This is a genomic window from Saccharopolyspora antimicrobica, from assembly GCF_003635025.1.
Lineage (GTDB): Bacteria > Actinomycetota > Actinomycetes > Mycobacteriales > Pseudonocardiaceae > Saccharopolyspora > Saccharopolyspora antimicrobica.
Genome location: NZ_RBXX01000002.1, coordinates 6648506 through 6671892 on the forward strand (window position 1 = coordinate 6648506; position 23387 = coordinate 6671892).

A 23387-nucleotide genomic window follows, 5' to 3' on the forward strand; every position below is an offset into this window, starting at 1 on the left:
CTGTTCGGGGCTCGGGGCGGATCATCCGATAGCGGCGACTTTCGCGACGCAGGGTGATCACCGAGGTGGTCCACTGTGGATTCATCCGGGCAGGTCGCCCTGCCGGATGCGGTAGACCTGCAGCGCCGTGTCGTAGTACTTGGTCGTCTCGCCGACCCACTCCATGCCGATGCGCCGCGCGGTGGATATCGCCCGCGTGTTGTCCGGCCGGGCCAGCGCGAACACCGCGTCGATGTCGTAGCTGAACGCCCAGTGCAGCAGCGCGGTCGCGGCCTCGGTGGCGTAGCCGGATCCCCACGCCTCGGGGCGCAGCTGCCAGGTCAGTTCCAGGTCGTGGTCGTAGGGCGGCAGCATCCGCAGCACCAGCCCGCCGACCACCACGTCGTCGGAGCGGCGCTGCATCGCCCACCTGCCGGTCGGCGGCACCAGGTTGGGCTGCGACTCGAGCCAGGAGTGCACCACGGCGCGCATCGCGGCGAGGTCGGCGACGTTGGCGATGACCGGGGTGAGCCACTCGGTCACCTCGGGCCTTCCGTAGAGCGCGAGCGCGGCCTGCACGTCGGCGTCGCTGTCGGTCCAGTCGCGCACGATCAGTCGTTCGGTGGTCAGGGGAGGCTGCATGGCGTCCCTCGCCTTCGCGCTGGGGAGAACCATCCGATTTTAGTTCCGGCACCACGTCGCGGCGGCCCGGGAGCAGTCAATTTTTCCTTACGTCTATCACTTCAGTGTTGAGTGAAATTAAGCCTCGCGGGCAAACCGAAAACCAGCCGGGAGCACAGATCAGCCCAGCGGCGGGAGCGTGCCGGTGGCGTCGAAGGCCCAGTCGTGCGGTTCGCCGACCGCCTTCAGGTCCGGGTGCTCGGCGACCTCCTGCGCGTACGCCTCGGAGACCTCGACGTGCGGCATCGACAGCGTGTTGCGGATGCGCACGATCTTCGCCGGGCGGTCGTGCGGGCCGCGGGACATGTGCAGCGCGGCCGCGATCGCGTCGCGGTCGGTGGCCAGCGCCATCGGGATGCGGGCTCCTTCGGGCACGCCGGAGGTCAGCGAGTTGGTGTAGAACGACCCGAACTCGATCTGGTCCAGGCAGCGCTGGGTGGTCACGTCGGCCAGGCCGAGTCCGCAGGCGTTGCCGTTGGTGTGCGCGGTCAGCCCGAGCACCACCACCCGCTTGATCGGCACGGCGCGGAATCCGTCGGTGCTGACGGGGGAGCGGCCGGTGATGTTGGGGTCCATCCCGGCGCCGCTGATGTCCTTGCCGATCTCGTCGACGACCAGCACGTCGATGTCGGACATCAGCAGCTTCGGCATCAAGCGCTTGGCCTCCACCAGCAGCTCGGCCTCACGCTCCAGCAGTTCACCGGGCGGCACCAGTTCGAGCCGGGCGACGTCCTCGTAGGCGTTCTCCACCACGGCCAGCCCGAACTCGATCGGCACCACCCGCAGCACCGCCTCGGCCACCGCCGGGATGAGGGAGTGGAACGCCCCGAAGCCGTGGGTGTGCAGGGTGGTCGCGCCGCGGTGCTTGCCCAGCCCGATGGCGATCATCTTGGCCAGGCCGCTCTCGTGGGTGCCGCGGAAGTCGGTGTGCGGTTTGACCCGGCCGAGCACGACGACGCCGTCGGCGCGGGCGGCTTCGGCGTCGAAGTGCACCGGCGTGCCGTCGGGCAGCTCGGTGACCACCACGGTGTCCATGGAGGAGACGATCGGTGCGCCGATGCGCTCCTCGGTGATGCCGTACTCGGCGAGGACCTGCCGCTGGCCCGCCGCGGTGCCGCCGCCGTGGCTGCCCATCGCGGGCACCACGAACGGCTTGGCACCGCAGCCGGCCAGGGCGTCGACCAGGGTGGCCACGATGCGGTCGATCCGGGCGATGCCGCGGCTGCCCGCGGTGATCGCGATGCGCTTGCCGCTGACCGGGTGGGTGCGGTCGTGCTCGGCGACCTGGGCGCGGATGGCGCCCTCCAGGTCCGCCACGGCCGTCGCGGTGAAGCGCTGCTCGACCGGGATCATCCTGGGCAGCTCGGTGCCGGCTCCGGTCAACCGGACCTCTTCGACGTTGAACATGCGGCAGATCCTTCCTCCGGTCGGATCGATCGACCGCGCGATGGTGCCACGCCGAACAGGCCCGCGGAAGCCCTCGTCCGCGCCTCCGGAGGTCCACTGTGGATGCTCGATTCCCGGGCGGCCGGCCGTGGTGGGCCGCGACGTAAGCTGGGCGGGTGCCCGTCAAGCGTCCCGGTCCCGCGCGGTGGTTGTACTACCAGCTCGGCGGCAGGCTGCCCGAGCAGTACCGCGATTGGGTGCTGCACGACGCCACCTGCCGGACCTGGGTGCTGCGCGTGCTCGTCCGGGGGCTGATCCAGATCGCCCCGCTGGGGGCGCTGCTGTTCGTGGCGCTGGGCGTGCTCGGCGGGGCGTGGCCGATCGCGGCCGGAGCACTGCTGCTGGGCCTGCTGGTGGTGGCCCGCATCGTGCTGACCAACTCGGTGGACAGCGTCAACTCGCGGCTGGTCGGCTACGGCTTCCCGCCCGGCCACGGCTCCGCGGTGCGCAGGCAGCGCGATGCCGACGCAGCCGAGCGGTACAAGGCGGTCTGGCGGCAGCCGCCGGAGTGATCGGTCAGCGCGCGGTGCGCACCACGGCGACCGGGCAGGGCGCGTGGTGCAGGACGCCGTGAGCGACCGAACCGAGCAGCAGCCCGGCGAAACCGCCGCGTCCTCGGTGTCCCACGACCAGCAGCTGGGCGGATTCCGCGGCGTGGCACAGCGCGGTGACCGGGTGCTGGTTGGCCACGTCGCGGTGCACCGGGACGTCGGGGTAGTCGGCGCACCAGCCGGCGAGCTGCTCGGCCAGGTGCAAGTCGGCACGAGTGCGGATCTCGCGCGGATCCGGAGCAGGGTAGACGTCGGCGCTGAAGTGCGCGTCCGGCAGGGCCTGCACCGCGATGAGCTCGGTGCGCCTGTGCGCCGCGTGGTCGAAGGCGTGCTGCAGCGCGGCATGGCTGCCGGGGGAGTCGTCGACACCGACGACCACGGGACCGGCGGTGCGGGGTTCGCCGCGCACCACCACGACGGGGCATCGGGCGTGCGCGGCCAGGGAGGTGCTGGTCGATCCGAGCAGCGCCTCCCGGAACGCGCCGTGCCCGTGCGAGCCGACGACCACGAGCTGCGCTTCGGCGCTGCGGCGCACCAGCTCCTGGGCCGGGTGCCCGGCGGTGACCTCGCCGGTGACGACGAGCTCGGGGATCGCTTTGCGGCACTTCCCGGTCAGCTCGTCGATGGTGTGACCCGCCGGTGCGCCGTCGACCTGCAGCAGGTGCAGCGGCAGGCCGGTCCGCACGGCTTCGGCCCCGGCCCACAGCGCCGCTCGCACCGACGGCGGCGAGCCGTCGACGCCCACCACGACGGATCTGGTCCTGGCCATCGCGACCGCCCCCTAGGCACCTGCGGTCCAGTGTGCGCGCTCCGTGGTGGGGCAGCACCCGAGCGCACTCGGATCGACCTGCGGCTTTAGTATCGTTAGGTGGCCGAAGAGTTGAGTCCCGCAGCGATCTTCCGAGCCGGTACCCGCCTGCGGCAGGTGGTCCGGCGCACGCCGCTGGAGATCAGCGGCCGGCTGAGCGGCGAGCTCGGCGTGCCAGTGCGCTTCAAGCGCGAGGACATGCAGGTCTGCCGTTCGTACAAGGTCCGCGGTGCCTACAACCTGATCTCCTCGCTGAACTCCGAGGAGCGCGAGCGCGGTGTGGTGTGCGCGAGCGCCGGCAACCACGCGCAGGGCGTGGCTTTCGCCTGCCGGGAGCTCGAGATCCAGGGCCGGGTGTACCTCCCGGCGAACACGCCCCGGCAGAAGCGGCGCCGGATCGCCCAGATCGGTGGCGAGTGGGTGCAGCCGGTGATCGTCGGCAGCTCCTTCGACGAGGCCAGCGAGGCGTCCCGGCAGGACAGCGAGCGCACCGGTGCCGTCTACGTGCACCCCTTCGACGACCCGCGCACCATCGCGGGGCAGGGCACTGTGGGTCTGGAGATCGCCGAGCAGCACGACGGCCCGGTGGACACGGTGATCGTGCCGGTCGGCGGTGGTGGGCTGCTGGCGGGCGTGGTGCTGTGGCTCAAGGAGCACTTCCCGGAGGTCCGGGTGGTGGGGGCCGAGCCCGCCGGGGCCGCGAGCATGCGCGCGGCGCTGGAGCACGGTGGTCCGGTGGCGCTGCCCGGGGTGGACACCTTCGTCGACGGTGCGGCGGTCGGCCGCGTCGGTGAGCTGGGCTTCCAGGTGGTGCGCGAGCTGGTCGACGAGATCGTGGCGGTGCCCGAAGGTGCGGTGTGCACCGAGATGATCGAGCTCTACCAGACGGAGGGCATCATCGCCGAGCCCGCCGGTGCGCTGGCCAGCGCGGCGGCCAGGCTTCCGCTGGAGCGCCCCGTGCAGGGGCCGGTGGTGTGCGTGGTCTCGGGCGGCAACAACGACCTGAGCCGCTACGGGGAGGTCGTGGAGCGCTCCCTGGTGCACGAGGGTCTGCGGCACTACTTCCTGGTCACGTTCCCGCAGGAGCCGGGTGCGCTGCGGCACTTCCTGGACGACGTGCTTGACGACGGTCAGGACATCGTGGCCTTCGAGTACGTCAAGAAGAACAACCGGGAGACCGGCCCGGCGCTGGTGGGCATCGAGCTGGACCGCGCTGACGAGCTGGACGGGCTGCTGCGCCGGATGAAGGAATCCCCGCTGCAGATCGAGCAGGTGTCCCCGGGCTCGCCGCTGTTCTCGTTCCTGGTGTGAACCGGCCTTGAGCTGACGAGAGCGCCTTCCGCCGAACCGGCGGAAGGCGCTCTCGTCGTTCGGTCAGGACTGGGTCGCGCGGTCGGAGAGGGCTCGGACCATTTCGGCGATCGAGGCGCGGCGTGCCGCGCGGACCGCGTCGAACAGCGGGCGCAGCGCGTCGGTGCGGGCGCGGATCGCCGAGGCCGACAGGGCGCCGCCGGGGGAGTCGTCGGTGGCCACCCACAGGATCGCTTCGACCTCCGCGGCGCGCTGCAGGATTCGCAGGGTGCGCTGGGGGATGTCCTCGGGCCAGTCGGGGGCCGGGCGGGCGGCGACGGTCGCGGCGATCTCCTCGCGCACGCCGGGGCGCTGCTTGGCGACGCCGAGCTCGATGAGCGCGGTGGCGGCTTCGCGCATCGCCGAGGCCATGCCGTGCTCGGCTTCGCCGATGGGCAGGTGTTCGGCCGGGGGCAGCTCGCCGATGCCGAAGACCGTCCAGCGCAGGATGCCTTCGGCGATGCGTTCGGGGACCAGGCCGAGGCCGGCCTCGGGCAGCACGGCGGCTTCGCCGATGCGCATGGCCAGCTTGGCGAACGGGCTCGATCCGCCCAGTCCGCGGGCATCGCCGGGGACCGGCAGGACGAGTTCGCCGTTGGCGGCGCCCGCCTTGCGCAGCGCGGCCAGCAGCAGCGCGGGACCGGCGGGGGTGTCGTGCGGGCCGGGGAGGTCCAGTCGCGCGGCCAGCTCTTCGTCGGCGGCGCGGACTTCCTGCGATTCGGCCCAGGTCTGCAGGGCGTCGAGCACGTCGTCCGATGCGGCTGCACCGTGCAGCCAGGCGGACGTCCAGACAACCATGGTGGCGCTTGGGCAAGGCACGTCGAGAAAGGGTACGGACCCGGTCGCGGAATGCGCGCCGGGGGGAGGGGGAGTGTGATCTGCTCGGCGCGGCGCGCCGCTCCCCGCGGGCCGCTCGATCGGATTAACGTCAGGCCTCGTGCGTTCGGTTGACTACGGCAGGGACGTCCTCGCGGGCCCGCGCCGCAAGAAGGTGCCCGAGATCCCCGCCGAACCCGGGCTGGTGGTGGAGGACCCGGCCAGCGGGTTCTGCGGTGCGGTGCTGCGGGTGGAGAAGAACAACGTGGTGCTGGAGGACCGGCACGGCAAGCAGCGGTTGTTCCCGCTGCGCCCGGCGGCGTTCCTGCACGAGGGCAAGCCGGTGACGCTGGTGCCGGTGCGCGCCGCGGCGCCGGGCAGGACCGGGCGGTCGGCGTCGGGTTCGGTGCGCGTGGAGGGGCTGCGGGCGCGCACCGCGCGGGGCAGCCGCATCTGGGTGGAGGGCCTGCACGACGCGGAGCTGGTGGAGCGGATCTGGGGGCACGATCTGCGGGTCGAGGGCGTGGTGGTGGAGCCGCTGCACGGTGTCGACGACCTGCCCGGCCTGCTCGCCGAGTTCGGTCCCGGCCCGGGGCACCGGGTGGGGGTGCTGGTCGACCACCTGGTGTCCGGCAGCAAGGAGTCGCGGTTGGTGGCGGGGATCGACGATCCGCACGTGCTCATCACCGGTCACCCGTTCGTGGACATCTGGGAGGCGGTCAAGCCGCAGGCGGTGGGGATCGCGGCGTGGCCGCGGGTGCCGCGCGGTACCGACTGGAAGCAGGGCGTGTGCGCGGAGCTGGGCTGGGGCGAGCCGGCCGACGGGTGGCGGCGGGTGCTGGCCGCGGTCTCGGGCTTCCGCGATGTGGAGGCGCCGCTGCTGGCGGCGGTGGAGCAGCTGATCGACTTCGTGACGGCGGATTCGCCGGGCCGGTGAACCGGACAGAAGTCACACATTGATCACGCCGCTCCGATGTGGCGTCGTGGCCCTCGGCGGTCTGACACCATGGAGGTATGACGCCCGCGCTGCTGTGGTTGATCGCCGGGGTGCTGCTGATCGCCGCTGAGGTCCTCTCCGGTGAGTTCGTCCTGGTCATGCTCGGCGCCGCGGCGCTGGCCGCGGCCGGTTCCTCCGCGCTGGGAGCGCCGTTGCCGGTGGACGCGGTGGTCTTCGCGGTCCTGGGGTTGGGGTTGATCTTCATCGCGCGTCCGGCGCTCAAGCGGCGGTTGCACAACCCGCTGGAGCTCAAGACCAATGTGGACGCGCTGGTGGGCAAGCGAGCGGTGGCGGAATCCACAGTGGATGTCCATGGTGGGCAGGTGCGCATCGACGGTGCGGTGTGGTCGGCGCGGGCGTTGGACGAGACGCAGGTCATCGAGGCGGGTCAGACCGTCACGGTGATCGAGATCGCGGGCGCGACGGCAGTGGTGTCGGCCGAGCTGTGAGGAGATGAGGGTGGAGTTTGGCGGACTGATCGTGCTGGTGGTCGTCGTACTGCTGGTGCTGATCATCGCGGTGAAGTCGGTGATGGTGGTGCCGCAGGCGCAGTCGGCCGTGATCGAACGCCTCGGCAAGTTCCGGTCGGTGGCCGAGCCCGGGCTGACCTTCCTGGTGCCGTTCCTGGACAGGGTGCGGGCCAAGATCGACCTGCGCGAGCAGGTGGTGTCGTTCCCGCCGCAGCCGGTGATCACCCAGGACAACCTGACGGTGTCGATCGACACCGTGGTGTACTTCCAGGTCACCGACTCGCGTTCGGCGGTCTACGAGATCTCCAACTACATCGTCGCGGTGGAGCAGCTGACCACCACGACGCTGCGCAACGTGGTCGGCTCGATGAGCCTGGAGGAGACGCTGACCTCGCGCGATGCGATCAACACGCAGCTGCGCGGGGTGCTGGACCAGGAGACCGGCCGGTGGGGCATCCGGGTCGCGCGGGTCGAGCTGAAGGCGATCGATCCGCCGCCGTCCATCCAGGACTCGATGGAGAAGCAGATGCGCGCCGACCGGGAGAAGCGCGCGATGATCCTCAACGCCGAGGGTGCCCGGGAGTCGTCGATCAAGACGGCCGAGGGTCAGAAGCAGGCCGCGATCCTGGCGGCCGAGGGTCAGAAGCAGGCCGCGATCCTGGCCGCGGAGGCGGACCGGCAGTCGAGCATCCTGCGGGCGCAGGGTGAGCGGGCCAGCCGGTACCTGCAGGCGCAGGGTCAGGCCAAGGCGATCGAGAAGGTCTTCGCGGCGGTCAAGCGCGGCAAGCCCACTCCGGAGCTGCTGGCCTACCAGTACCTGCAGACGCTGCCGCAGATGGCGCAGGGCGACGCGAACAAGGTGTGGGTGGTGCCCAGCGAGTTCGGCAAGTCCCTGGAGGGCTTCGCGCGGATGCTCGGGGCGCCCGGCGACGACGGCGTGTTCCGCTACGAGCCGCCGCAGGAGGAGCCGCCGACGCACGCGCCGGAGGAGGAAGAGGAGTCGGTCAAGGCCTGGTTCGACACCTCGACCACGCCGGAGGTCGCCGAGGCGGTGCGCGCCGCTGAGGCGGTGGCCCGCAAGGAGGTGCCGAGCCCGACGCTCGGTGCCGGGCAGATCCCGCCGCCGGAGCAGCCCAGCTGATAGCTGAACCTGTTGAGGGCGCCCACTCGCGGAGTGGGCGCCCTCGTTCGTCTTCTCAGCTTCCGCCGTAGGTGCCGAAGCTCCAGAGGTTGCCTTCGGGGTCGCGCACCACGAAGTCGCGTGAGCCGTAGTCCTGGTCCCGGGGCGCGTAGAGCGATTCGGCGCCTGCGTCCAGCGCGCGTGCGTAGAGCGCGTCGATGTCGTCGGTGACCACGTAGTTGCTCGCGGAGCCCTTCTGCTGGGCGAACGGGCTTTCCGGGTCGCAGGTGCCGATCATGATGCCGCCGCCGTGCGGCCAGCGGAGTTCGGCGTGCGCGATCTCGCCGTTGTCGCCGGGCACGATCAGGGTTTCTTCGAAGCCGAACGCCTCGACGAGGAAGCGGATGCCCGCTTTCTTGTCGGCGTAGGGGATCAGGGGCCAGATTCCGGTCGTCATGGCCTCAGGATGCGGTGCCGAGGTGCTGCGCGCCTTGGACGAATGGAAGTTCCTCGGCGATCCACCGCGAAGGGGTCGTTCCGGTGAACTCCCGCCAGTCGCGGTTGAAGTGGGCCTGGTCGGTGTAGCCGCAGTCGGCGGCGAGGCCGGCCAGGCCGTTCGACCTGCCGGCGATGAGCCGGCGGCGGGCGGCCTGGAAGCGCAGCACGCGGCCGAGGAGCTTGGGGGAGGGGCCGAACTCGCGGCGGAACCGGGCGCCGAGGTGCTGGCGGCTCCAGCCCACTTCGCCCGCCAGGTCCGCGATGGGGATGTGCCCGTCGGTCTCGGTCATCCGCCGCCAGGCCCAGGCCAGTTCGGGGGAGGGCGGGTGCGCCGGGGCGGCGAGGCGGTGGAGCGCGTCGCAGAGCAGCTCGAAGCGCTGGCTCCAAGTGCCCGCCGACCGCAGTCGCTCGGTGAGTTCGGTGGCGGCCGGGCCGAGCAGGTCCTCCAGGTGGGTGCCGGTGTCGGCGAGTTCGCCCGCGGGCACGCCCAGCAGTGCTCGTGCGCCGAGCGGGGTGAGGCCGAGCTGGATGCCGTGCTGGTACCCGCTGTGCTCGATCTGGGCGGGTTTGCTGTGCAGTCCGCCGACGAGCGTCGTGCAGGAGACGCGGTGCCCGGTGTCGAAGGTGACGTCCACGGTCTCCGCCAGCGTGATGATCACCGTCAGGCTGGCGGAGGGCAGGCCGTGGTGCACGCCGGGCGCGGAATGCACCCGGTACCCGCTGATGTCGCTGATCAGCGCCCGCAGGCGTGGTGGCGGGGCTGCCTGGACGTACTGCGACGGAGCCACGACCAGAGGTTAGGCGGTCCCGCCGACACCGGCGGCCGGGAATGAAGTTCTGTAGCGTCGATGATTTCAGTGTTGAGTGAAATTAAACCTACAACTCCCGCACCACCGCACAAACAACTAAAAAACCGCTTCAGAGCTCGGAATCCGGATCGAGGTAAGGGCCACCGGCGATGCCGAAGGCGCGGACGGTGCCGAGCAGGTGCTCGCGCAGCCGGGCTTTGGCCAGGTCCGCGTCGCCGTCCCGCAGTGCCGCCGCGAGCTGGGCGTGCTGGTGGGTGATCCGGGGCCGGGCGGTGTGGGTGCGGGCGGTGGCGGTGATGCGCATCTGCTTGTCGCGCAGCGCGTTGTAGAGGTCGGCGACCACGGAGTTGCCTGCGGCGGCGACCAGCGTGGCGTGGAAGGCCCGGTCGGCTTCGTGCATGCCCGCGTCGCTGAGCTCGGCGGTGTCGCAGGCCGGGTGCGCGGCCAGTTCGTCGCCGACTGCGGTCATGGCGTCCTGGCCCTGCATGGCGAGCTTGTCGATGGCGAAGCTCTCCAGGGCCAGGCGGGCCTCCACCACGGCGCGTGCTTCGGGTGCGGTGACCGGCACGACCAGTGCGCCGCGCTTCGGGTAGAGCCGCAGGAAGCCCTCGGTCTGCAGGCGCAGGAAGGCCTCGCGCACCGGTGTGCGGGACATCTGCAGCGCGCCGGCCACTTCGCCCTCGGACAGCAGTTCGCCGTCCGGGTAGCTGCCGTCCAGGAGCCCGGCCTTGACGTGCTGGTAGGCGCGGTCGGCGGCGGGCGCCTCGGGAGTGGTGGAGGACACGGTTTCGCGTGGTGTTGCGCTCGACACGAGGTCATCGTACTTCCACCCAACTTGTATCTATGGTGGATACAAGATTTTCCGGGAGAGGAGTTCCGAGTTGTCCGGCACGGCCACGGCCCCGCACCCCGCAGGTGCGCGGGCCGAACACAGCACCTCATCGCGCACGGCGTGGCTGGTGTGGGGGATCGGCGCGATCTGCTACTGCGCCGCACTGTTCCACCGAGCCAGCCTGGGCGTCGCCGCGCCGGAGGCGTTGCAGCGATTCGCGATCGGCCCGGCGATGCTGTCGCTGTTCTCGGCCCTGCAGCTGGGCATCTACCTGGCGCTGCAGGTGCCGTCCGGGCTGCTGGCCGACCGGCTGGGGCCGCGGAAGGTGATCACCGGCGGCATGGTGGCGCTGGCCGCGGGATCGGCGGTGTTCGCGGTGAGCGGGTCGATCGTCGGCGGTATCGCCGGGCGGATGCTGATCGGCTTCGGCGACGCGTTCATGTTCACCAACGTGCTGCGGCTGGCCGCGCACTGGTTCCCGCCGCACAAGTTCGGCAAGGTCGCGGCGATCACCGGTCTGGCCGGTGGGCTGGGGCAGATCGTCTCCACGCTGCCGCTGGGGCTGGCTCTGCACAGCATCGGCTGGGTGCCCACGTTCGCCGGTGCCGCGGTGCTGACCGCGGGGCTCGCGGTCGTCGCGGCGCTGGCGATCCGCGACCGGCCGGACCACGCCGCGGTCGCCGGCGCACCGGCGCCGGCGCCGGAGCGGATCGCGCACACGTTGCGGCACGTCATCGCGCAGCGGGGCACCAAGCACTCCTTCTGGGTGCACTTCGTGCTGATGGCGCAGTTCGTCGCGGTGACGACGTTGTGGGGCGGGCCGTGGCTGACCGAGTCGCAGGGCCACGGTCAGGCCGAGGTCGGGTCGCTGCTGCTGATCAGCGTGGTGGGTTTCATCGCGGGTTCCTGGTTCTCGGGACAGTTCATCTCCGGCGATCCGGTGCGCCGCGACCGGTTCAGCCTGGGGCTGTCGTGCGCGGTGGTGGCGGTGTGGGCGCTGCTGGTGGCGTGGCCGGGTGTGCTGCCGATGCCGTTGCTGGTGGCGGCGCTGGTGATCATCGGTGTCGGTGGTGGTGCGGCGATGCTGGCCTTCGACGGGGCGCGGATGGCCAACGCCGAGCACCGGTCCGGGACCGCTTCGGGTGTGGTCAACATGGGTGGTTTCAGCGCGGCGGTGCTGGTCCAGCTGCTGGTGGGCGGAGTGCTGCAGTTCGTGTCGTTCCTGCCCGCGGTGCAGGCCTACCGGTGGGCGTTCGCGCCGGTGCTGGTGCTGCTGGCGGTGGGTACCGCGGCTCAGTGGTTGTTGCGGGACCGGCGGTAGCGCGCGGTGTTGTGCTCCCCACGGGTGCGGTGGTGCGGTTAGGGTCGGGCGGCGGACGTGCCACCGGTCGGCCATGGGCGGTCGGCCCAGCGATGGAGGTTGTTGTTGACCGCGGGGCTGGAACTGCACAACTACGTCGGCGGCGAACCGGTGGGGACGCTGGCGGGGGAGACCCTGCCGTTGGTCGATCCGAGCACCGGTGAGGAGTACGGCACCAGTCCGCTGACCCGGTGGATGGATGTGGACGCGGTGATGTCGGTGGCGGCCGCGGCGTTCGCGTCGTGGTCGCAGAGCACGCCGCGGCAGCGGCAGCAGGTGCTGCTGGAGGTGGCCGATGCGGTGGAGGAGCGCGCGGAGGAGCTGGTGCTGGCGGAGTGCCGCAACACCGGCAAGCCGTGGTCGGTGGTGCGCGATGACGAGTTGCCGCGGGCGGTGGATCTGATCCGCTTCTACGCGGGGGCGGCGCGGGTGCAGGAGGACGGTGCGGGTGGTGAGTACGAGCCGGGGCTGACTTCGTTCACGCGGCGCGAGCCGATCGGGGTGTGCGCGCAGGTGACGTCGTGGACGCATCCGCTGTTGCTGGCGGTGGCGAAGTGGGCTCCGGCGTTGGCGGCCGGGAACACGGTGGTGCTCAAGCCGGCGGAGACGACGCCGGTGAGTTCGGCGTTGCTGGTGGAGATCGCGGGGGAGCGGTTGCCGGCGGGGGTGCTGAACTTGATCTGCGGTGATCGGGACAGCGGCCGGGCGATGGTGGCGCACGAGGTGCCGGGGATGTTCTCGATCACGGGCACGGTGCGGTCGGGGATGGAGGTGGCGGGGTCGGCGGCTGCTGATCTCAAGCGTGCGCACCTGCAGCTGGGCGGTAAGGCGCCTGCGGTGGTGTTCGACGATGCGGATGTGGTGCGGGCGGCGCGGGGGATCGCGGTGGCGGCGTTCGGCAATGCGGGGCAGAGCTGCACGGCGGCGAGCCGGGTGCTGGTGGGTGCGGGGGTGTACGAGGAGCTGGTGGAGGAGTTGGTGCGGTGGGCCGGGGTGATGCGGCCGGGGCCGCCGCAGGATCCGGATGCGTCGTTCGGGCCGTTGAACAGTCTCGGTCAGCTGGAGCTGGTGCAGGCGCATCTGGCGCGGTTGCCGGCGCATGCGCGGGTGCTGGTGGGTGGTGGTCGTCGGGGTGAGCGGGGGTTCTTCCACGAGGCGACGGTGGTGGCCGATGTGGTTCAGGACGATGAGCTGGTGCAGAACGAGGTGCTGGGGCCGGTGGTGACGGTGCAGCGTTTCGAGGGTGAGCGGGAGGCGGTGGAGCTGGCCAACGGGGTGCGGTACGGGTTGGCGGCCAGTGTGTGGACGCGGGATCACGGGCGGGCGATGCGGGTGTCGCGCGGTTTGCAGGCGGGCACGGTGTGGGTCAACGCGCACCATCCGCTGGTGGCGGAGATGCCGCACAGCGGGTTCAAGCACTCGGCTTCGGCGCGTGATTTCGGGCGTTACGGGTTGGCGGAGTACAGCCGGATCAAGCACGTGATGTCGGCGTGGGACGAGGGTTGATCTGCTGCTGGTCGCGGGTGGCGATGGCGAGCAGGGCGGCGGCGGAGCCGGTGAGGCGGAGTCCGGCTCGCCAGACGGCGTGCAGGGGTCGGCGCAGGTCGAGGTCGGCGACGGGGATTTCGACGAGGCGGTGTTCGGCGAGGTCGGTGGCCACGGCCAGGACGCTGAGGGCGGCGGGGCCCGCGCCTGCGACGACGGAGTTGCGGACTGCGGTGGTGGAGCGGAGTTCGAGCAGCGGGGTGACGGGTTCGGTGCCGGTGTCGGTGAGGGCGCGGTGCAGGGTTTCGCGGGTGCCGGAGCCGTGTTCGCGCACGATGAGCGGGGTGGCGGCGAGTTCGGTGGGGGTCAGTGGTCGGCGCAGGCGGGTCCAGGGGTGTCCGGGTGGGGCGACGACGATCATGTGGTCGCGGGTGACGTAGCGGACGGAGACGCCCTCGGGTGGTTGTGGGGTTTCGATGAAGCCGATGTCGGCGTTGTCGTGGCGGACGGCGTCGGCGACGGCGGCGGAGTTGGTGACGTCGAGTTCGAGGTGCACGTCGGGCAGTGCGGTGCGGAGTCGGCTGAGCCAGCGGGGGACGAGGTATTCGGCGATGGTCATGCTGGCGGCGACGCGGAGGGTGGATTTCTGCTGGGCGCGGAGTGCGCGGACGCCGCTCATGAGGCCGTCGATGTGGGCGAGGACTTGGCGGGCCCAGTCGCAGACCATGGTTCCGGCGGGGGTGAGGGTGCAGCCCTGGCGGGTGCGTTGGAGCAGGGGGAGGCCGAGTTGGCGTTCGAGGCGGCTGAGTCTTTTGCTGGCGGAGGGTTGGCTGACCTGGAGTTCGGCCGCGGCGGCGCCGATGCTGCCGAGTTCGGCGACTCCGACGAGCAGGCGCAGCGATTCGGTGTCGGGTGGGGTCATTCCGCCGGGGTGGGTGGGTGCGGGTTGGTTTCCGCGGTGGGGGCTGCTGTGGTGCTGGTCGGGCATGCCTTGAGGTTATGACGTCCTGTTCGGTTGGTGGCTACTGCGGGGCGCTGGTGGCGGCGAACCTGGTGTCGTGGCGAAGACGGTGAGCGGTGCACGGGCGGGTTTGGCGGCGTTGTGGCCGGGGCTGGCGGTGACGGTGGCGGCGGTCGTGGTGTCGATGGCGGTCGCGGGTCTGGTGCCTGCGGTGAGTGCGTTGACGGTGGCCGTGGTGCTGGGCGTCGCGGCGGGCAATGTGCCGGGTTTTCCGGTGGCGGCGCGTGCTGGTGTGGCGTGGTCGGCGAGGAAGTTGTTGCGCGCCGGTGTGGTGCTGCTGGGCTTGCAGTTGTCGGTGGGGCAGGTGCTGGGGCTGGGTGCGGGCACGGTGGGTGCGGTGCTGCTGGTCGTGGTGCTGACGTTCGCCGGCACGGTGCTGCTGGGCCGGGTGCTGGGTGTGTCGCGGGGTTTGTCGTTGCTGGTGGCGACGGGTTTTTCGATCTGCGGGGCCTCGGCGGTGGCGGCGGTGGAGGGCGTGGTGGAGCGCGATGATGAGGACGTGGCCACGAGCGTGGCGATGGTGACGGTGTTCGGCACGGTGTCGATGCTGGGTTTGCCGGTGTTGTTCTCGGCGTGGGGCTTGTCGGCTGAGGATGCGGGCAGGATCGCCGGGGGCAGCGTGCACGAGGTGGCTCAGGTGGTCGCGGCGGCCTCGCCGGCGGGTGCGGCGGCGGTGGCGATCGCGGTGGTGGTCAAGCTCAGCCGGGTGGTGCTGCTGGCGCCGATGGTGGCGGTGGTGAGCCTGTTGGAGCGCCGCCGCAGTGCTGGTGCGGGTCGGCGCCCGCCGATCATGCCGCTGTTCGTCCTGGGTTTCCTGCTGGCGGTGGCGCTGCGCAGCAGCGGTGTGCTGCCGGAGGCGGTCCTGGATGTGACCAAGCACCTGACGACGTTGCTGCTGGCGGGTGCGTTGTTCGCTCTCGGTTTCAGCGTCCGGATCAAGGCGCTGCTGCGCAACGGTCCCAAGGCCTTCGCGCTGGGTGCCGGTTCGACGATCTTGGTCACCGCTCTCGGAATTACCACGATGCTGCTGATGCCTTGAGCAGGTTCAGGTCGTTGCGGAAACCGTTCTGAATAAATATTCCATTGTTGTTCAGGGTTTCCGGCCGGGTGCGTGAAAGAATTTTGAGCGCGTTTCACCTTGTTCTGCGGAAAGTACCCCGATGGGTCGCGCGATCGCTCGGGCGAGTGGTCGTGATTCTCGTTGGTGTGCCAGCGAAAGCAGGCTGCGTTGCATTAATGCAACGTAGGACTTGCCGGTCGGCGCACCCCCCCAAGTTCCCGGGACACCGGGACGGCTGCCGACACGGTGACGTTCAGAACATGGATGGGAGTTCAAGCAAATGCGCACTACGCTTCGCCTTATCGGTGTCACCGCTGCTTGCGCCGCCGCGCTGGCCATCGGCTCGCCCGCCTTCGCCGGCGGCCACGGCGACAACGCGTCCTCCAATGCCTACGGCGGCCACGGTGCCGGCGGCAACGGTGGTCTCGGTGTGAACCTCGCCAGCGGCATCAGCGCTCTGTCCAGCGGTGACGGCGGCAACGCCTCCGCGGGCTCCGGTGGCCTGGGCCAGGGCGGCGACGCTTCGTCCTTCGCCGGCAACTGACCCGGATCCGGGGATCGGCTTTAAGCGCCACCCCGAGCAGCGTGCCGACCGGCTTCGTGCCCGGTCGGCACGCTCTGTCCTCGCGAGAACCGCTCCGCGGCAGCTCGTCGTGCCGCGGAACCGGCCGCGAGGGTCCACGGGAATGAGCGGGTTGGCAATCTGAACCGCCATTTCCATTCCACCTGCAGGGGACGCACCTGAATTGACGTCCGCTGTTGACCGAGGCGGATCTTTGTGCACCGCGCCACCATCCGGCCGGAACTGGGAAAGCATTCTTTCCGGTTCGCGCCGGCGGATGGTGGCCATTCGTCGTGTCCGGTGGCCGCCCTCTTGAATTCACGGCAATTCAGAGGGCGGGATTTCGTCATTGCTCAGCGGGGAACGCGGGTCCAGGGGCGGGCCTGTTCGAAGGCGTGGGCGGCTCGGAGGACGGTGGCGTCGGCGTGGCGGGGGCCGATGATCTGCAGGCCGATGGGCAGGCCTTCGGTGGTGTGCCCGCAGGGGATGCTGGCGGCCGGTTGCTGGGTCATGTTGAACGGGTAGGTCAGCGGCGTCCAGCTGGTCCAGCGCTCGTCGGCCGATCCCGGCGGTACTTCGTGGCCCGCTTCGAACGGGGGGATAGGCACCGTCGGGGTCAGCAGGAGGTCGTAGGTCTGGTGGAAGGCACCCATGCGCTGGCCGAGGATCATGCGGGTGTTGGTGGCTTCCAGGTAGTCCTGGGCGGAGTAGGTCAGGCCCTGCCGGCAGATCTCGTGCAGTCCGGGGTCGAGCAGTTCGCGTTGTTCGGTGGTGAGGTGCTCGACGGATTTGGCGGCGCCGGAGAACCACAGGACGTGGAAGTCGGTGACGGGATCGCTGATGCCCGGCGGGTCGGTGTGCTCCACCGCCGCGCCGAGTTCTTCGAAGGTCCGCGCGGCTTCGGTGACGGCGCGGGCGACCTCCGGGTGCACCTCGGTGCCGAATCCGAGGTCGAGGCTGACCGCGATGCGCAGCCCGCGCACCCCCGCACCCAGGCTGTCCACAAAGGACGTGGTGGGTGGTTCCAGTGCGGACCAGTCGCGGACGTCGGGCCCGGAGAGCACGTCGAGCAGCAGCGCGGTCTCGGTGACGGTGGTGCTCATCGGCCCGGCGTGGGCGAGCGTGCCGTAGGGGCTGGCGGGGTAGTGGGGGATGCGGCCGTAGGTGGCTTTGAGCGCGACGATGCCGCAGAAGGAGGCGGGGATCCGCACGGAGCCGCCGCCGTCGGTGCCGATGGCCAGCGGCGCCATGCCCAGTGCTACCGCCGCGGCCGCACCGCCGCTGGAGCCGCCCGCGGTGCGGGCGGGGTCCCACGGGTTGCGGGTGATGCCGGTCAGCGGGCTGTCGGTGACGCCCTTCCACGCCAGTTCCGGGGTGGTGGTCTTGCCGACGAACACCGCGTTGTGCTCCCGCAGGCGGGCCACGGTGGGGGCGTCGGCGTCCCAGCGCTGGTGCGGGTCGATGGTGCGCGAGCCGCGCAGCGTCGGCCAGTCCTTGGTGAGGAAGATGTCCTTGATGGAGGTCGGCACGCCGTCCAGTCGTCCCTCGGGTTCGCCGCGCTGCCAGCGCTGTTCGGAGGCGCGGGCCTGCTGCAGCGCGCGTTCGCCGTCGACCAGGCAGTAGGCGTTGACGGCCGGGTCGGCTTCGGTGATGCGCTGCAGGACGGCCTCGGTGGCCTCCACCGGGGACAGCTCGCCGCTTGCGTAGGCGGCGAGCAGTTCGGGAGCCGTGAGGTCGGCGGGCTGGGTGTCGGCCAAGTCAGTTCTCCGTTCCGCTGATGTATCCCCGCTGCTTGTCCACGACGTTTGTCAGCGGCGCGCCTTCGGCGTAGGCGCGCAGGTTGGTGAGGAACAGGTCGACGAGTTCGTCGACCCAGCCCGCGGTGTCGCCGGACATGTGCGGGGAGACCAGCACGTTCGGCATCTCCCACAGCGGTGATTCGGCGGGCAGCGGCTCGGTGTCGAAGACGTCGAGCGCGGCTCCGGCCAGCTGTCCGGCGCGCAGTGCGGCGATGAGGTCGGGTTCGACGATGAGTTCGCCGCGGCCGACGTTGATCAGGCGGGCGGTGGGGCGGCAGCGGGCGAGGACGTCGGCGTCGATGAGGCCCTTGGTCTGCTCGGTCAGCGGCGCGGCCAGGACCACGTAGTCGAAGGCGCCGATGACGTGGGGGAGGTCGGCGGAGGCGTGCACGTCGCCGAAGTCGGGATCGCCGGAGCGCCCGGTGCGGCCGGCGCCGGAGACGCGCAGGCCGGCGGCGGTGAGCTGCCCGGCGATGGCGCGCCCGATCGGTCCGGTGCCCACGACCAGCGCGGATTTGCCCGCGATGCGTTCGGTGACGCGGTGCTGCCACTGCTTGCGGTCCTGCAGCCGCAGCGTGGTGTGCATGTCCTTGGCGAAGGTGAGCACGGTGCCCAGGACGTATTCGGCCATGGGGCCGTCGAAGACGCCGCGGGAGTTGGTCAGCACGACCTCGGAATCGCGCAGGGCGGGGAACAGCAGCCGGTCCACCCCGGCGCTGCAGGCGTGCACCCACCGCAGGGCGTCGGCGTGCGGCCAGGCGTCGGCGATCGCCTCGGAGCGGAAGGCCCAGACCAGCAGCACGTCCGCGCCCGGCACCGCGGCGGGCAGCTCGTGGGCCTGGGCGTAGCGGAGTTCGGCGCTGGCCCCGATGCGCTCCAGCTCCGTGGGCGGGTTGCCGTCGTGCAGGAGCACGACGGTGGGAGTGCGGTTGATCATGTGGCCGACCTTAGGTGCTGGTGGGTCCGGGTGGTGGTTGCGCCGCGTCGCGGGCGTGGCGCGACGGAGCTGGATTTCCCGCCGCAGGCCTGGGAAAACACACTCGGCCGGAGGCATTGACACGCTAGGAAGCGCTCGTAGGATTGTCAACAATCCACGGGTACCCTCGACGGACGAGGTGATTCCCGCCCGGCTCCCGGGGCGCGCGGGACCGGAGGAGATGAGTCAACGTCCCCACTCCTTGTGAACGGGAGATCCCGATGCCGAGGTACCTGTCGATCACGCTGGAAAAGCGCGGTGTGTCCTGCGTGGCCGAGCTGCTGGACAAGGACGCCCCCCGGACCTGCGAGGCGGTGTGGCAAGCGCTGCCGCAGGTCGGGCCGGTGCACCACGCCAAGTACGCCCGCAACGAGATCTACACGATGGTGCCGCGCTTCGCGGCGGACGAACCCGGCCAGGAGAACCCGACCGTCACCCCGATCCCCGGCGACGTCGTCTACTTCTCCTTCCCCGGCGGCATGCTCGACCGCGCCTTCAAGGAGGAGAAGGGCATCGACGCGCTGCCCGGCGTGATCGACCTGGCGATCTTCTACGGCCGCAACAACCTGCTGCTCAACGGTGATGTCGGCTGGGTGCCGGGCAACGTCTACGCCACCATCGTCGAGGGTCTGGACCGGATGGCCGAGGCCTGCCACGACGTGTGGCGCTCGGGCAGCGTCGGCGAAACCCTGCGCTACGACCGCTACGAGAGTTGACGGGGGCGCCGTCATGCCGCCTGACTTCCTCGGGGCGGTGCCCGGCCCGCCGCCGCAGCGCGGCGTGGGCGTGATCGCCCCGTTCGACCTGGCGCTGGACCGCGAGCTGTGGCGGTGGGCGCCGGCGGAGGTGTCGCTGTACCTCACGCGCACCGCGTTCGTGCCGGTGCCGGTGACCGTCGAGCAGGCCAACCTGGTCTCCGACGAGGCGGCGGTGCACGGGGCGACCCGCGACCTGCTGGTGCCCGAGCCGGAGGTGGTGGCCTACGCCTGCACCTCCGGCAGCTTCGTCAACGGTGCCACCGGCGAGCGCCGGCTGGTCGAGGTGATGCTGCAGGCCGGCGCCCCGGCCGCGGTGACCGCCTCGGGTGCGCTGGTGCAGGCGCTGCAGCTGCTGGGCATCGACCGGATCTCGGTGGCCACGCCGTACGTGGCGGCCGTGACCGACCGGCTGCGCGACTTCCTCGACGAGTACGGCATCGAGGTGGTGGCCAGCGTCGGGCTGGGGTTGCTCGGCCAGATCTGGAAGGTCGACTACCGGCAGGTGGTGGACATCGTGCGCTCGGCCGACCGCCCGGAGGCCGATGCGATGTTCGTCAGCTGCACCAACCTGCCCACCTACGACATCATCGGCCCGCTGGAGCAGGAGCTGGGCAAGCCGGTGCTGACCGCCAACCAGGTCACCCTCTGGGCGGCGCTGCGCTCGATGGGGCTGCAGGCGGTGGCTTCCCAGCAGCAGTTGCTGCAGGCCCTGGACGCGCCCGCCGCGTAACGGGCCCGGCTTCGAAAAGCACAAGATCCGATTACGAACACAGACCGCCGCGGACCGTGCGATAACATTGTCAACAATCGACCGGTCGCCTGAAGGTTCGCGGCGGTGGCAGTCCGACGCCGATCGAGGATGGAGCACCCGGTGCCGCACACCGCAGGAATTCTCTACCCCGGCTACAGCGCCGAAGACGACTACCCGACCCTGCAACGCCTGCTCGGCGACGACGTCCGCCTGCCGCTGGTGCACACCCTCATGCGCGAGGACGCCCACCGCGTCGACGCGCTGCTGGACATCGGCTCCGAGCAGGTGCTGGCAGACGGTGCCCGCGAGCTGCTGGACCACGGCGTGCAGTCGGTGATCTGGGCGTGCACCTCGGGCAGCTTCGTCTTCGGCAGGCAGGGTGCGCGGGAGCAGGTGGAGAAGCTGCAGGCCGTCACCGGCCTGCCGACCTCCAGCACCTCCTTCGCGTTCGTGCACGCCGCGGCGCGGCTGGGCCTGCGGCGGGTCGCGGTGGCCGCGACCTACCCGGCCGACGTGGCCGCGGAGTTCGTGGCGTTCCTGCAGGCCGACGGGCTGGAGGTGGTGCGGTTGTCCAGCCGGGGCATCATCACCGCCGCCGAGGTCGGCACCCTCGGACGCGAGGAGGTGCTGGCCTTCGCCGCGGCCAACGACGACGACCGGGCCGATGCGCTGCTGATGCCGGACACCGCGCTGCACACCGCGGCGTGGCTGGAGGAGCTGGAGGAGCAGCTGGGCAAACCGGTGCTCACAGCCAACCAGGTCAGCGCCTGGGAGGCGTTGCGGCTGGCCGGTGCGCAGCAGGCGCGCTACGGATTGGGAGAGCTGTTCCGCACTGGAACAGGCGGGGAGCTCAGTGGCTCCCCGGATTGAGGAGATGGTGTCAGGTGCTCGGGACCGACGAGCAGAACCAGCAGCCGGGTGAGTTAGAGCCGGTGCAGCGCAAGTCGACCGCCGCGATCGTGGCCGACCAGCTGCGCGCGGCGATCATGTACGGATCGCTGCCGCCGGGCAGCCAGCTCGGTGAGGCCGAGCTGGCCGCCCGGCTGGGCGTGAGCCGGGGACCGCTGCGGGAGGCGATGCAGCGGCTGGTCGCCGAAGGGCTGCTGCGCAGCGAGCCGCACCGCGGGTTGTTCGTGATGGACCTCGACACCGAGGACGTCCAGGACATCTACCTGGCGCGGCTGGCCGTCGAGCGCGCCGCGTGCGAGCAGATCGTGCGCCACCACCGGGTGGAGGCGGTGGCGGAGCTGACCGCCGCGCAGAGCCGGATGGTCGCCGCCGCGGGCAAGGGCGACCCGATAGAACTGGCCGACGCCGACCAGGAGTTCCACGAAACCCTGGTGCGGGTCTCCGGCAGCGCCCGGCTGCAGCGCATGGCGCAGACCCTGCTGGTGGAGAAGCGGATGTGCCTGACGGCCCTGCAGGACAAGTACCACGCCGACGTCCAGGCGCTGGTCGACGAGCACAAGGGCCTGGTCGATGCGATCGAGGCGGGCGACGAGGAACTGCTGCTCGCCCGCCTGCAGGCCCACATGACCGATGCGCTGGAGCGTCTCAACGGCTCCATGGCCAGCTGATCAACAGCACGGTCGGGAGGCCCTCCTGCGCTGGAGGGCCTCCCTTTTTCAGCGCGGGTTGCTGCTCACCGGCGGACTCACGCGGCCTCAGCGTTTCCTCGTGGGAGACGCTGAGGCCGCGCTGGTGAACGTCACAGGCCTCCGACGGCGATGTACTTGGTCTCCAGGAACTCCTCGATGCCGACCTTGCCGCCTTCCCGGCCCAGCCCGGAGTGCTTGACCCCGCCGAAGGGCGCCGCCGGGTTGGACACGATGCCCTGGTTGAGGCCGACCATGCCGCACTCCAGCGCCTCCGACACCCGCAGGGCGCGCTGCAGATCACGGGTGTAGAGGTAGCTGACCAGCCCGTACTCGGTGTCGTTGGCCTGGGCGATGACCGCCTGCTCGTCGGTGAAGGTGGTGATCGGCGCGACCGGCCCGAAGATCTCCTCCCGGCTCATCCGCGCCTGAAGCGGCACCCCGGACAGCACCGTGGGCCGGTAGAAGTAGCCGTCGCCGTCCTCGGCCGAACCGCCGGTGACGACCTCGGCGCCCTGCTGCACCGCATCGGCCACCAGATCGCGCACCTTGCCCAACTGGGTGTCGTCGATCAGCGGCCCCACCTGCACCTCGTCGCTGACGCCGCGGCCCACCCGCAGCCCGGACATCCGCTCGGCCAGCCGCTGGGAGAACTCACCGGCGACCTCGGTGTGCACGTAGAACCGGTTGGCCGCGGTGCACGCCTCACCGCCGTTGCGCATCTTGGCCAGCATCGCGCCTTCGACCGCGGCGTCGAGATCGGCGTCGGGGAAGACCAGGAACGGCGCGTTGCCACCCAGCTCCATCGACACCCGCAGCACCTGCTCGGCGGACTGCTCGATGAGCTTGCGGCCCACCGCGGTGGACCCGGTGAACGACAGCTTGCGGGCCCGGCCGTCGCGGATCATCGGCTCCATCAGCCGGCCCGCGCTGCGGGAGGTGACCACGTTGAGCACCCCGTCGGGCAGTCCGGCCTCCTGCAGGATCCCGGCCAGCGCCAGCATCGACAGCGGCGTCTGGTGGGCCGGTTTGATCACCGAGGTGCAGCCCGCGGCGATGGCCGGGCCGATCTTGCGGGTGCCCATCGCCATCGGGAAGTTCCACGGGGTGATCAGCAGCGCCGGACCCACCGGCTGGCGCATCACCAGGAACCGCCCGGAACCGTTGGGCGCCACCGCGTAGTCACCGCCGATGCGCACCGCCTCCTCGGCGAACCAGCGGAAGAACTCCGCGGCGTAGGTGATCTCGGCGCGCGACTCGGTCAGCGGCTTGCCCATCTCCAGGGTCATCAGCAGCGCCAGGTCCTCGTGCCGGGACATGATCAGCTCGTAGGCGCGGCGCAGGATCTCGCCGCGCTCGCGGGGCGGGTGCTTGGCCCAGCTCTCCTGCGCCTGGGAAGCGGCGGCCAGCGCGGCCAGGCCGTCGGCGGGGGAGGCGTCGGCCACCGAGCACAGCGCCCGGCCGGTCGAGGGGTCCTCCACCTCGTAGCTGCGCTCGTCGGTGGCCGGGCGCCACGCGCCGCCGATGAACAGCTGCTTGGGTGCGGCGTCGACGACGGTGGCCTCTCGGGGGTGCTGGTGGACTGAAATTGTCATGACAGGCGAAACCCTTCCGGCTCGGACGGTGGACAGCGACGCTCTGTGATGGTTGCATGACACGCGAG

Annotated in this window: 24 protein-coding genes; 13 read left to right on the forward strand and 11 right to left on the reverse strand. The window is 70.9% G+C overall.

The annotated features are described in order from the left end of the window. Positions 1–81: 81 nt before the first annotated feature. Both ATL45_RS31475 and ATL45_RS31480 read right to left on the reverse strand, forming a co-directional pair. Positions 82–621, reverse strand: coding sequence for a GNAT family N-acetyltransferase (locus ATL45_RS31475; RefSeq protein ID WP_093146090.1), 540 nt, complete (start codon positions 619–621; stop codon positions 82–84). Between the two features lie 159 nt (positions 622–780). Further along, positions 781–2067, reverse strand: a complete 1287-nt coding sequence (locus tag ATL45_RS31480) for a nickel pincer cofactor-dependent isomerase, group 22 (RefSeq protein WP_093146089.1) — start codon at positions 2065–2067, stop codon at positions 781–783. 155 nt (positions 2068–2222) lie between these two features. Here ATL45_RS31480 and ATL45_RS31485 point away from each other — a divergent pair, with 155 nt between their 5' ends. After that, a complete protein-coding gene (locus ATL45_RS31485) occupies positions 2223–2618 on the forward strand; it encodes a DUF5313 family protein (protein ID WP_093146088.1) in 396 nt (131 codons plus the stop codon). Between the two features lie 4 nt (positions 2619–2622). Here ATL45_RS31485 and ATL45_RS31490 read toward each other — a convergent pair whose 3' ends face one another. After that, positions 2623–3426: a universal stress protein gene (locus ATL45_RS31490; protein WP_093146087.1), complete on the reverse strand. Its 804-nt coding sequence runs from the start codon at positions 3424–3426 to the stop codon at positions 2623–2625. 99 nt (positions 3427–3525) lie between these two features. Here ATL45_RS31490 and ilvA point away from each other — a divergent pair, with 99 nt between their 5' ends. Beyond that, complete coding sequence (gene ilvA / locus ATL45_RS31495; protein WP_093146086.1) at positions 3526–4776, forward strand: threonine ammonia-lyase IlvA; 1251 nt, start codon at positions 3526–3528, stop codon at positions 4774–4776. Between the two features lie 63 nt (positions 4777–4839). Here the strand turns inward: ilvA and ATL45_RS31500 are convergent, their stop codons facing one another. After that, complete coding sequence (locus ATL45_RS31500; protein ID WP_177241905.1) at positions 4840–5613, reverse strand: Rv1486c family protein; 774 nt, start codon at positions 5611–5613, stop codon at positions 4840–4842. Between the two features lie 139 nt (positions 5614–5752). On the opposite strand from ATL45_RS31500, the gene ATL45_RS31505 reads away from it, so the two are divergent. The 3 genes from ATL45_RS31505 (at position 5753) to ATL45_RS31515 (ending at position 8239) form a co-directional block, all read left to right on the forward strand. Then, positions 5753–6568 (forward strand): DUF3097 domain-containing protein, encoded by an 816-nt coding sequence (locus tag ATL45_RS31505; RefSeq protein ID WP_093146084.1) that lies wholly within the window; start codon positions 5753–5755, stop codon positions 6566–6568. A gap of 77 nt (positions 6569–6645) precedes the next feature. Next, positions 6646–7077, forward strand: coding sequence for an NfeD family protein (locus tag ATL45_RS31510; protein WP_093146083.1), 432 nt, complete (start codon positions 6646–6648; stop codon positions 7075–7077). Positions 7078–7159: 82 nt separating this feature from the next. Further along, positions 7160–8239 carry an SPFH domain-containing protein gene (locus ATL45_RS31515; protein WP_439332505.1) on the forward strand — a complete coding sequence of 360 codons (1080 nt, stop codon included), beginning with the start codon at positions 7160–7162 and terminating at the stop codon, positions 8237–8239. A 55-nt stretch (positions 8240–8294) separates the two neighbouring features. Here the strand turns inward: ATL45_RS31515 and ATL45_RS31520 are convergent, their stop codons facing one another. The 3 genes from ATL45_RS31520 to ATL45_RS31530 all read right to left on the reverse strand — a co-directional run bounded on the left by ATL45_RS31520 (position 8295) and on the right by ATL45_RS31530 (position 10336). After that, entirely contained in the window at positions 8295–8675 is a 381-nt protein-coding gene (locus ATL45_RS31520) for a VOC family protein (protein WP_093146081.1), read from the reverse strand. A gap of 4 nt (positions 8676–8679) precedes the next feature. Beyond that, the gene (locus ATL45_RS31525) at positions 8680–9504 is read right to left on the reverse strand and encodes an AraC family transcriptional regulator (protein WP_211841337.1); all 825 of its coding nucleotides are present in this window, start codon (positions 9502–9504) and stop codon (positions 8680–8682) included. Positions 9505–9634: 130 nt separating this feature from the next. Then, positions 9635–10336: a GntR family transcriptional regulator gene (locus ATL45_RS31530; RefSeq protein ID WP_177241877.1), complete on the reverse strand. Its 702-nt coding sequence runs from the start codon at positions 10334–10336 to the stop codon at positions 9635–9637. 70 nt (positions 10337–10406) lie between these two features. Here ATL45_RS31530 and ATL45_RS31535 point away from each other — a divergent pair, with 70 nt between their 5' ends. Further along, positions 10407–11678: an MFS transporter gene (locus ATL45_RS31535; RefSeq protein ID WP_211841338.1), complete on the forward strand. Its 1272-nt coding sequence runs from the start codon at positions 10407–10409 to the stop codon at positions 11676–11678. A 105-nt stretch (positions 11679–11783) separates the two neighbouring features. After that, positions 11784–13223 (forward strand): aldehyde dehydrogenase family protein, encoded by a 1440-nt coding sequence (locus ATL45_RS31540; RefSeq protein ID WP_093146078.1) that lies wholly within the window; start codon positions 11784–11786, stop codon positions 13221–13223. Here ATL45_RS31540 and ATL45_RS31545 read toward each other — a convergent pair. Further along, on the reverse strand, positions 13189–14124 hold the full coding sequence (locus tag ATL45_RS31545) for a LysR family transcriptional regulator (RefSeq protein ID WP_093146077.1): 936 nt from the start codon (positions 14122–14124) through the stop codon (positions 13189–13191). The two genes, ATL45_RS31540 and ATL45_RS31545, sit on opposite strands and share 35 nt — an antisense overlap. Positions 14125–14260: 136 nt before the next feature. Here ATL45_RS31545 and ATL45_RS31550 point away from each other — a divergent pair, with 136 nt between their 5' ends. After that, the gene (locus tag ATL45_RS31550) at positions 14261–15262 is read left to right on the forward strand and encodes a YeiH family protein (protein WP_281276053.1); all 1002 of its coding nucleotides are present in this window, start codon (positions 14261–14263) and stop codon (positions 15260–15262) included. 301 nt (positions 15263–15563) lie between these two features. Continuing rightward, the gene (locus ATL45_RS31555; RefSeq protein ID WP_093146076.1) at positions 15564–15827 is read left to right on the forward strand and encodes a hypothetical protein; all 264 of its coding nucleotides are present in this window, start codon (positions 15564–15566) and stop codon (positions 15825–15827) included. Positions 15828–16198: 371 nt separating this feature from the next. Here ATL45_RS31555 and ATL45_RS31560 read toward each other — a convergent pair whose 3' ends face one another. Beyond that, positions 16199–17602 carry an amidase gene (locus ATL45_RS31560; protein ID WP_093146075.1) on the reverse strand — a complete coding sequence of 468 codons (1404 nt, stop codon included), beginning with the start codon at positions 17600–17602 and terminating at the stop codon, positions 16199–16201. Position 17603: 1 nt separating this feature from the next. Next, positions 17604–18581, reverse strand: a complete 978-nt coding sequence (locus ATL45_RS31565; protein WP_170210405.1) for a D-2-hydroxyacid dehydrogenase — start codon at positions 18579–18581, stop codon at positions 17604–17606. Between the two features lie 260 nt (positions 18582–18841). Here ATL45_RS31565 and ATL45_RS31570 point away from each other — a divergent pair, with 260 nt between their 5' ends. The 4 genes from ATL45_RS31570 (at position 18842) to ATL45_RS31585 (ending at position 21706) form a co-directional block, all read left to right on the forward strand. After that, a complete protein-coding gene (locus tag ATL45_RS31570; RefSeq protein ID WP_093146074.1) occupies positions 18842–19336 on the forward strand; it encodes a DUF3830 family protein in 495 nt (164 codons plus the stop codon). Positions 19337–19349: 13 nt separating this feature from the next. Continuing rightward, complete coding sequence (locus tag ATL45_RS31575; RefSeq protein ID WP_093146073.1) at positions 19350–20108, forward strand: maleate cis-trans isomerase family protein; 759 nt, start codon at positions 19350–19352, stop codon at positions 20106–20108. A 141-nt stretch (positions 20109–20249) separates the two neighbouring features. Continuing rightward, positions 20250–20999 carry a maleate cis-trans isomerase family protein gene (locus tag ATL45_RS31580; protein WP_500691066.1) on the forward strand — a complete coding sequence of 250 codons (750 nt, stop codon included), beginning with the start codon at positions 20250–20252 and terminating at the stop codon, positions 20997–20999. Positions 21000–21013: 14 nt separating this feature from the next. Next, positions 21014–21706, forward strand: coding sequence for a GntR family transcriptional regulator (locus tag ATL45_RS31585; protein WP_093146071.1), 693 nt, complete (start codon positions 21014–21016; stop codon positions 21704–21706). Positions 21707–21837: 131 nt separating this feature from the next. Here ATL45_RS31585 and ATL45_RS31590 read toward each other — a convergent pair whose 3' ends face one another. Next, positions 21838–23319, reverse strand: coding sequence for an NAD-dependent succinate-semialdehyde dehydrogenase (locus tag ATL45_RS31590; protein ID WP_093146070.1), 1482 nt, complete (start codon positions 23317–23319; stop codon positions 21838–21840). Positions 23320–23387 lie beyond the last annotated feature (68 nt).

Excerpts from the sequence above, each read along its gene's own strand:
- ATL45_RS31480 (WP_093146089.1), bottom strand. The coding sequence starts at position 2,067 with ATGTTCAACGTCGAAGAGGTCCGGTTGACCGGAGCCGGCACCGAGCTG.
- ATL45_RS31520 (WP_093146081.1), bottom strand. The coding sequence starts at position 8,675 with ATGACGACCGGAATCTGGCCCCTGATCCCCTACGCCGACAAGAAAGCG.
- ATL45_RS31515 (WP_439332505.1), top strand. The coding sequence starts at position 7,160 with ATGGTGGTGCCGCAGGCGCAGTCGGCCGTGATCGAACGCCTCGGCAAG.
- ATL45_RS31575 (WP_093146073.1), top strand. The coding sequence starts at position 19,350 with ATGCCGCCTGACTTCCTCGGGGCGGTGCCCGGCCCGCCGCCGCAGCGC.
- ATL45_RS31475 (WP_093146090.1), bottom strand. The coding sequence starts at position 621 with ATGCAGCCTCCCCTGACCACCGAACGACTGATCGTGCGCGACTGGACC.
- ATL45_RS31500 (WP_177241905.1), bottom strand. The coding sequence starts at position 5,613 with ATGGTTGTCTGGACGTCCGCCTGGCTGCACGGTGCAGCCGCATCGGAC.
- ATL45_RS31555 (WP_093146076.1), top strand. The coding sequence starts at position 15,564 with ATGCGCACTACGCTTCGCCTTATCGGTGTCACCGCTGCTTGCGCCGCC.
- ATL45_RS31570 (WP_093146074.1), top strand. The coding sequence starts at position 18,842 with ATGCCGAGGTACCTGTCGATCACGCTGGAAAAGCGCGGTGTGTCCTGC.
- ATL45_RS31510 (WP_093146083.1), top strand. The coding sequence starts at position 6,646 with ATGACGCCCGCGCTGCTGTGGTTGATCGCCGGGGTGCTGCTGATCGCC.
- ATL45_RS31590 (WP_093146070.1), bottom strand. The coding sequence starts at position 23,319 with ATGACAATTTCAGTCCACCAGCACCCCCGAGAGGCCACCGTCGTCGAC.
- ATL45_RS31545 (WP_093146077.1), bottom strand. The coding sequence starts at position 14,124 with ATGACCCCACCCGACACCGAATCGCTGCGCCTGCTCGTCGGAGTCGCC.
- ATL45_RS31565 (WP_170210405.1), bottom strand. The coding sequence starts at position 18,581 with ATGATCAACCGCACTCCCACCGTCGTGCTCCTGCACGACGGCAACCCG.
- ATL45_RS31490 (WP_093146087.1), bottom strand. The coding sequence starts at position 3,426 with ATGGCCAGGACCAGATCCGTCGTGGTGGGCGTCGACGGCTCGCCGCCG.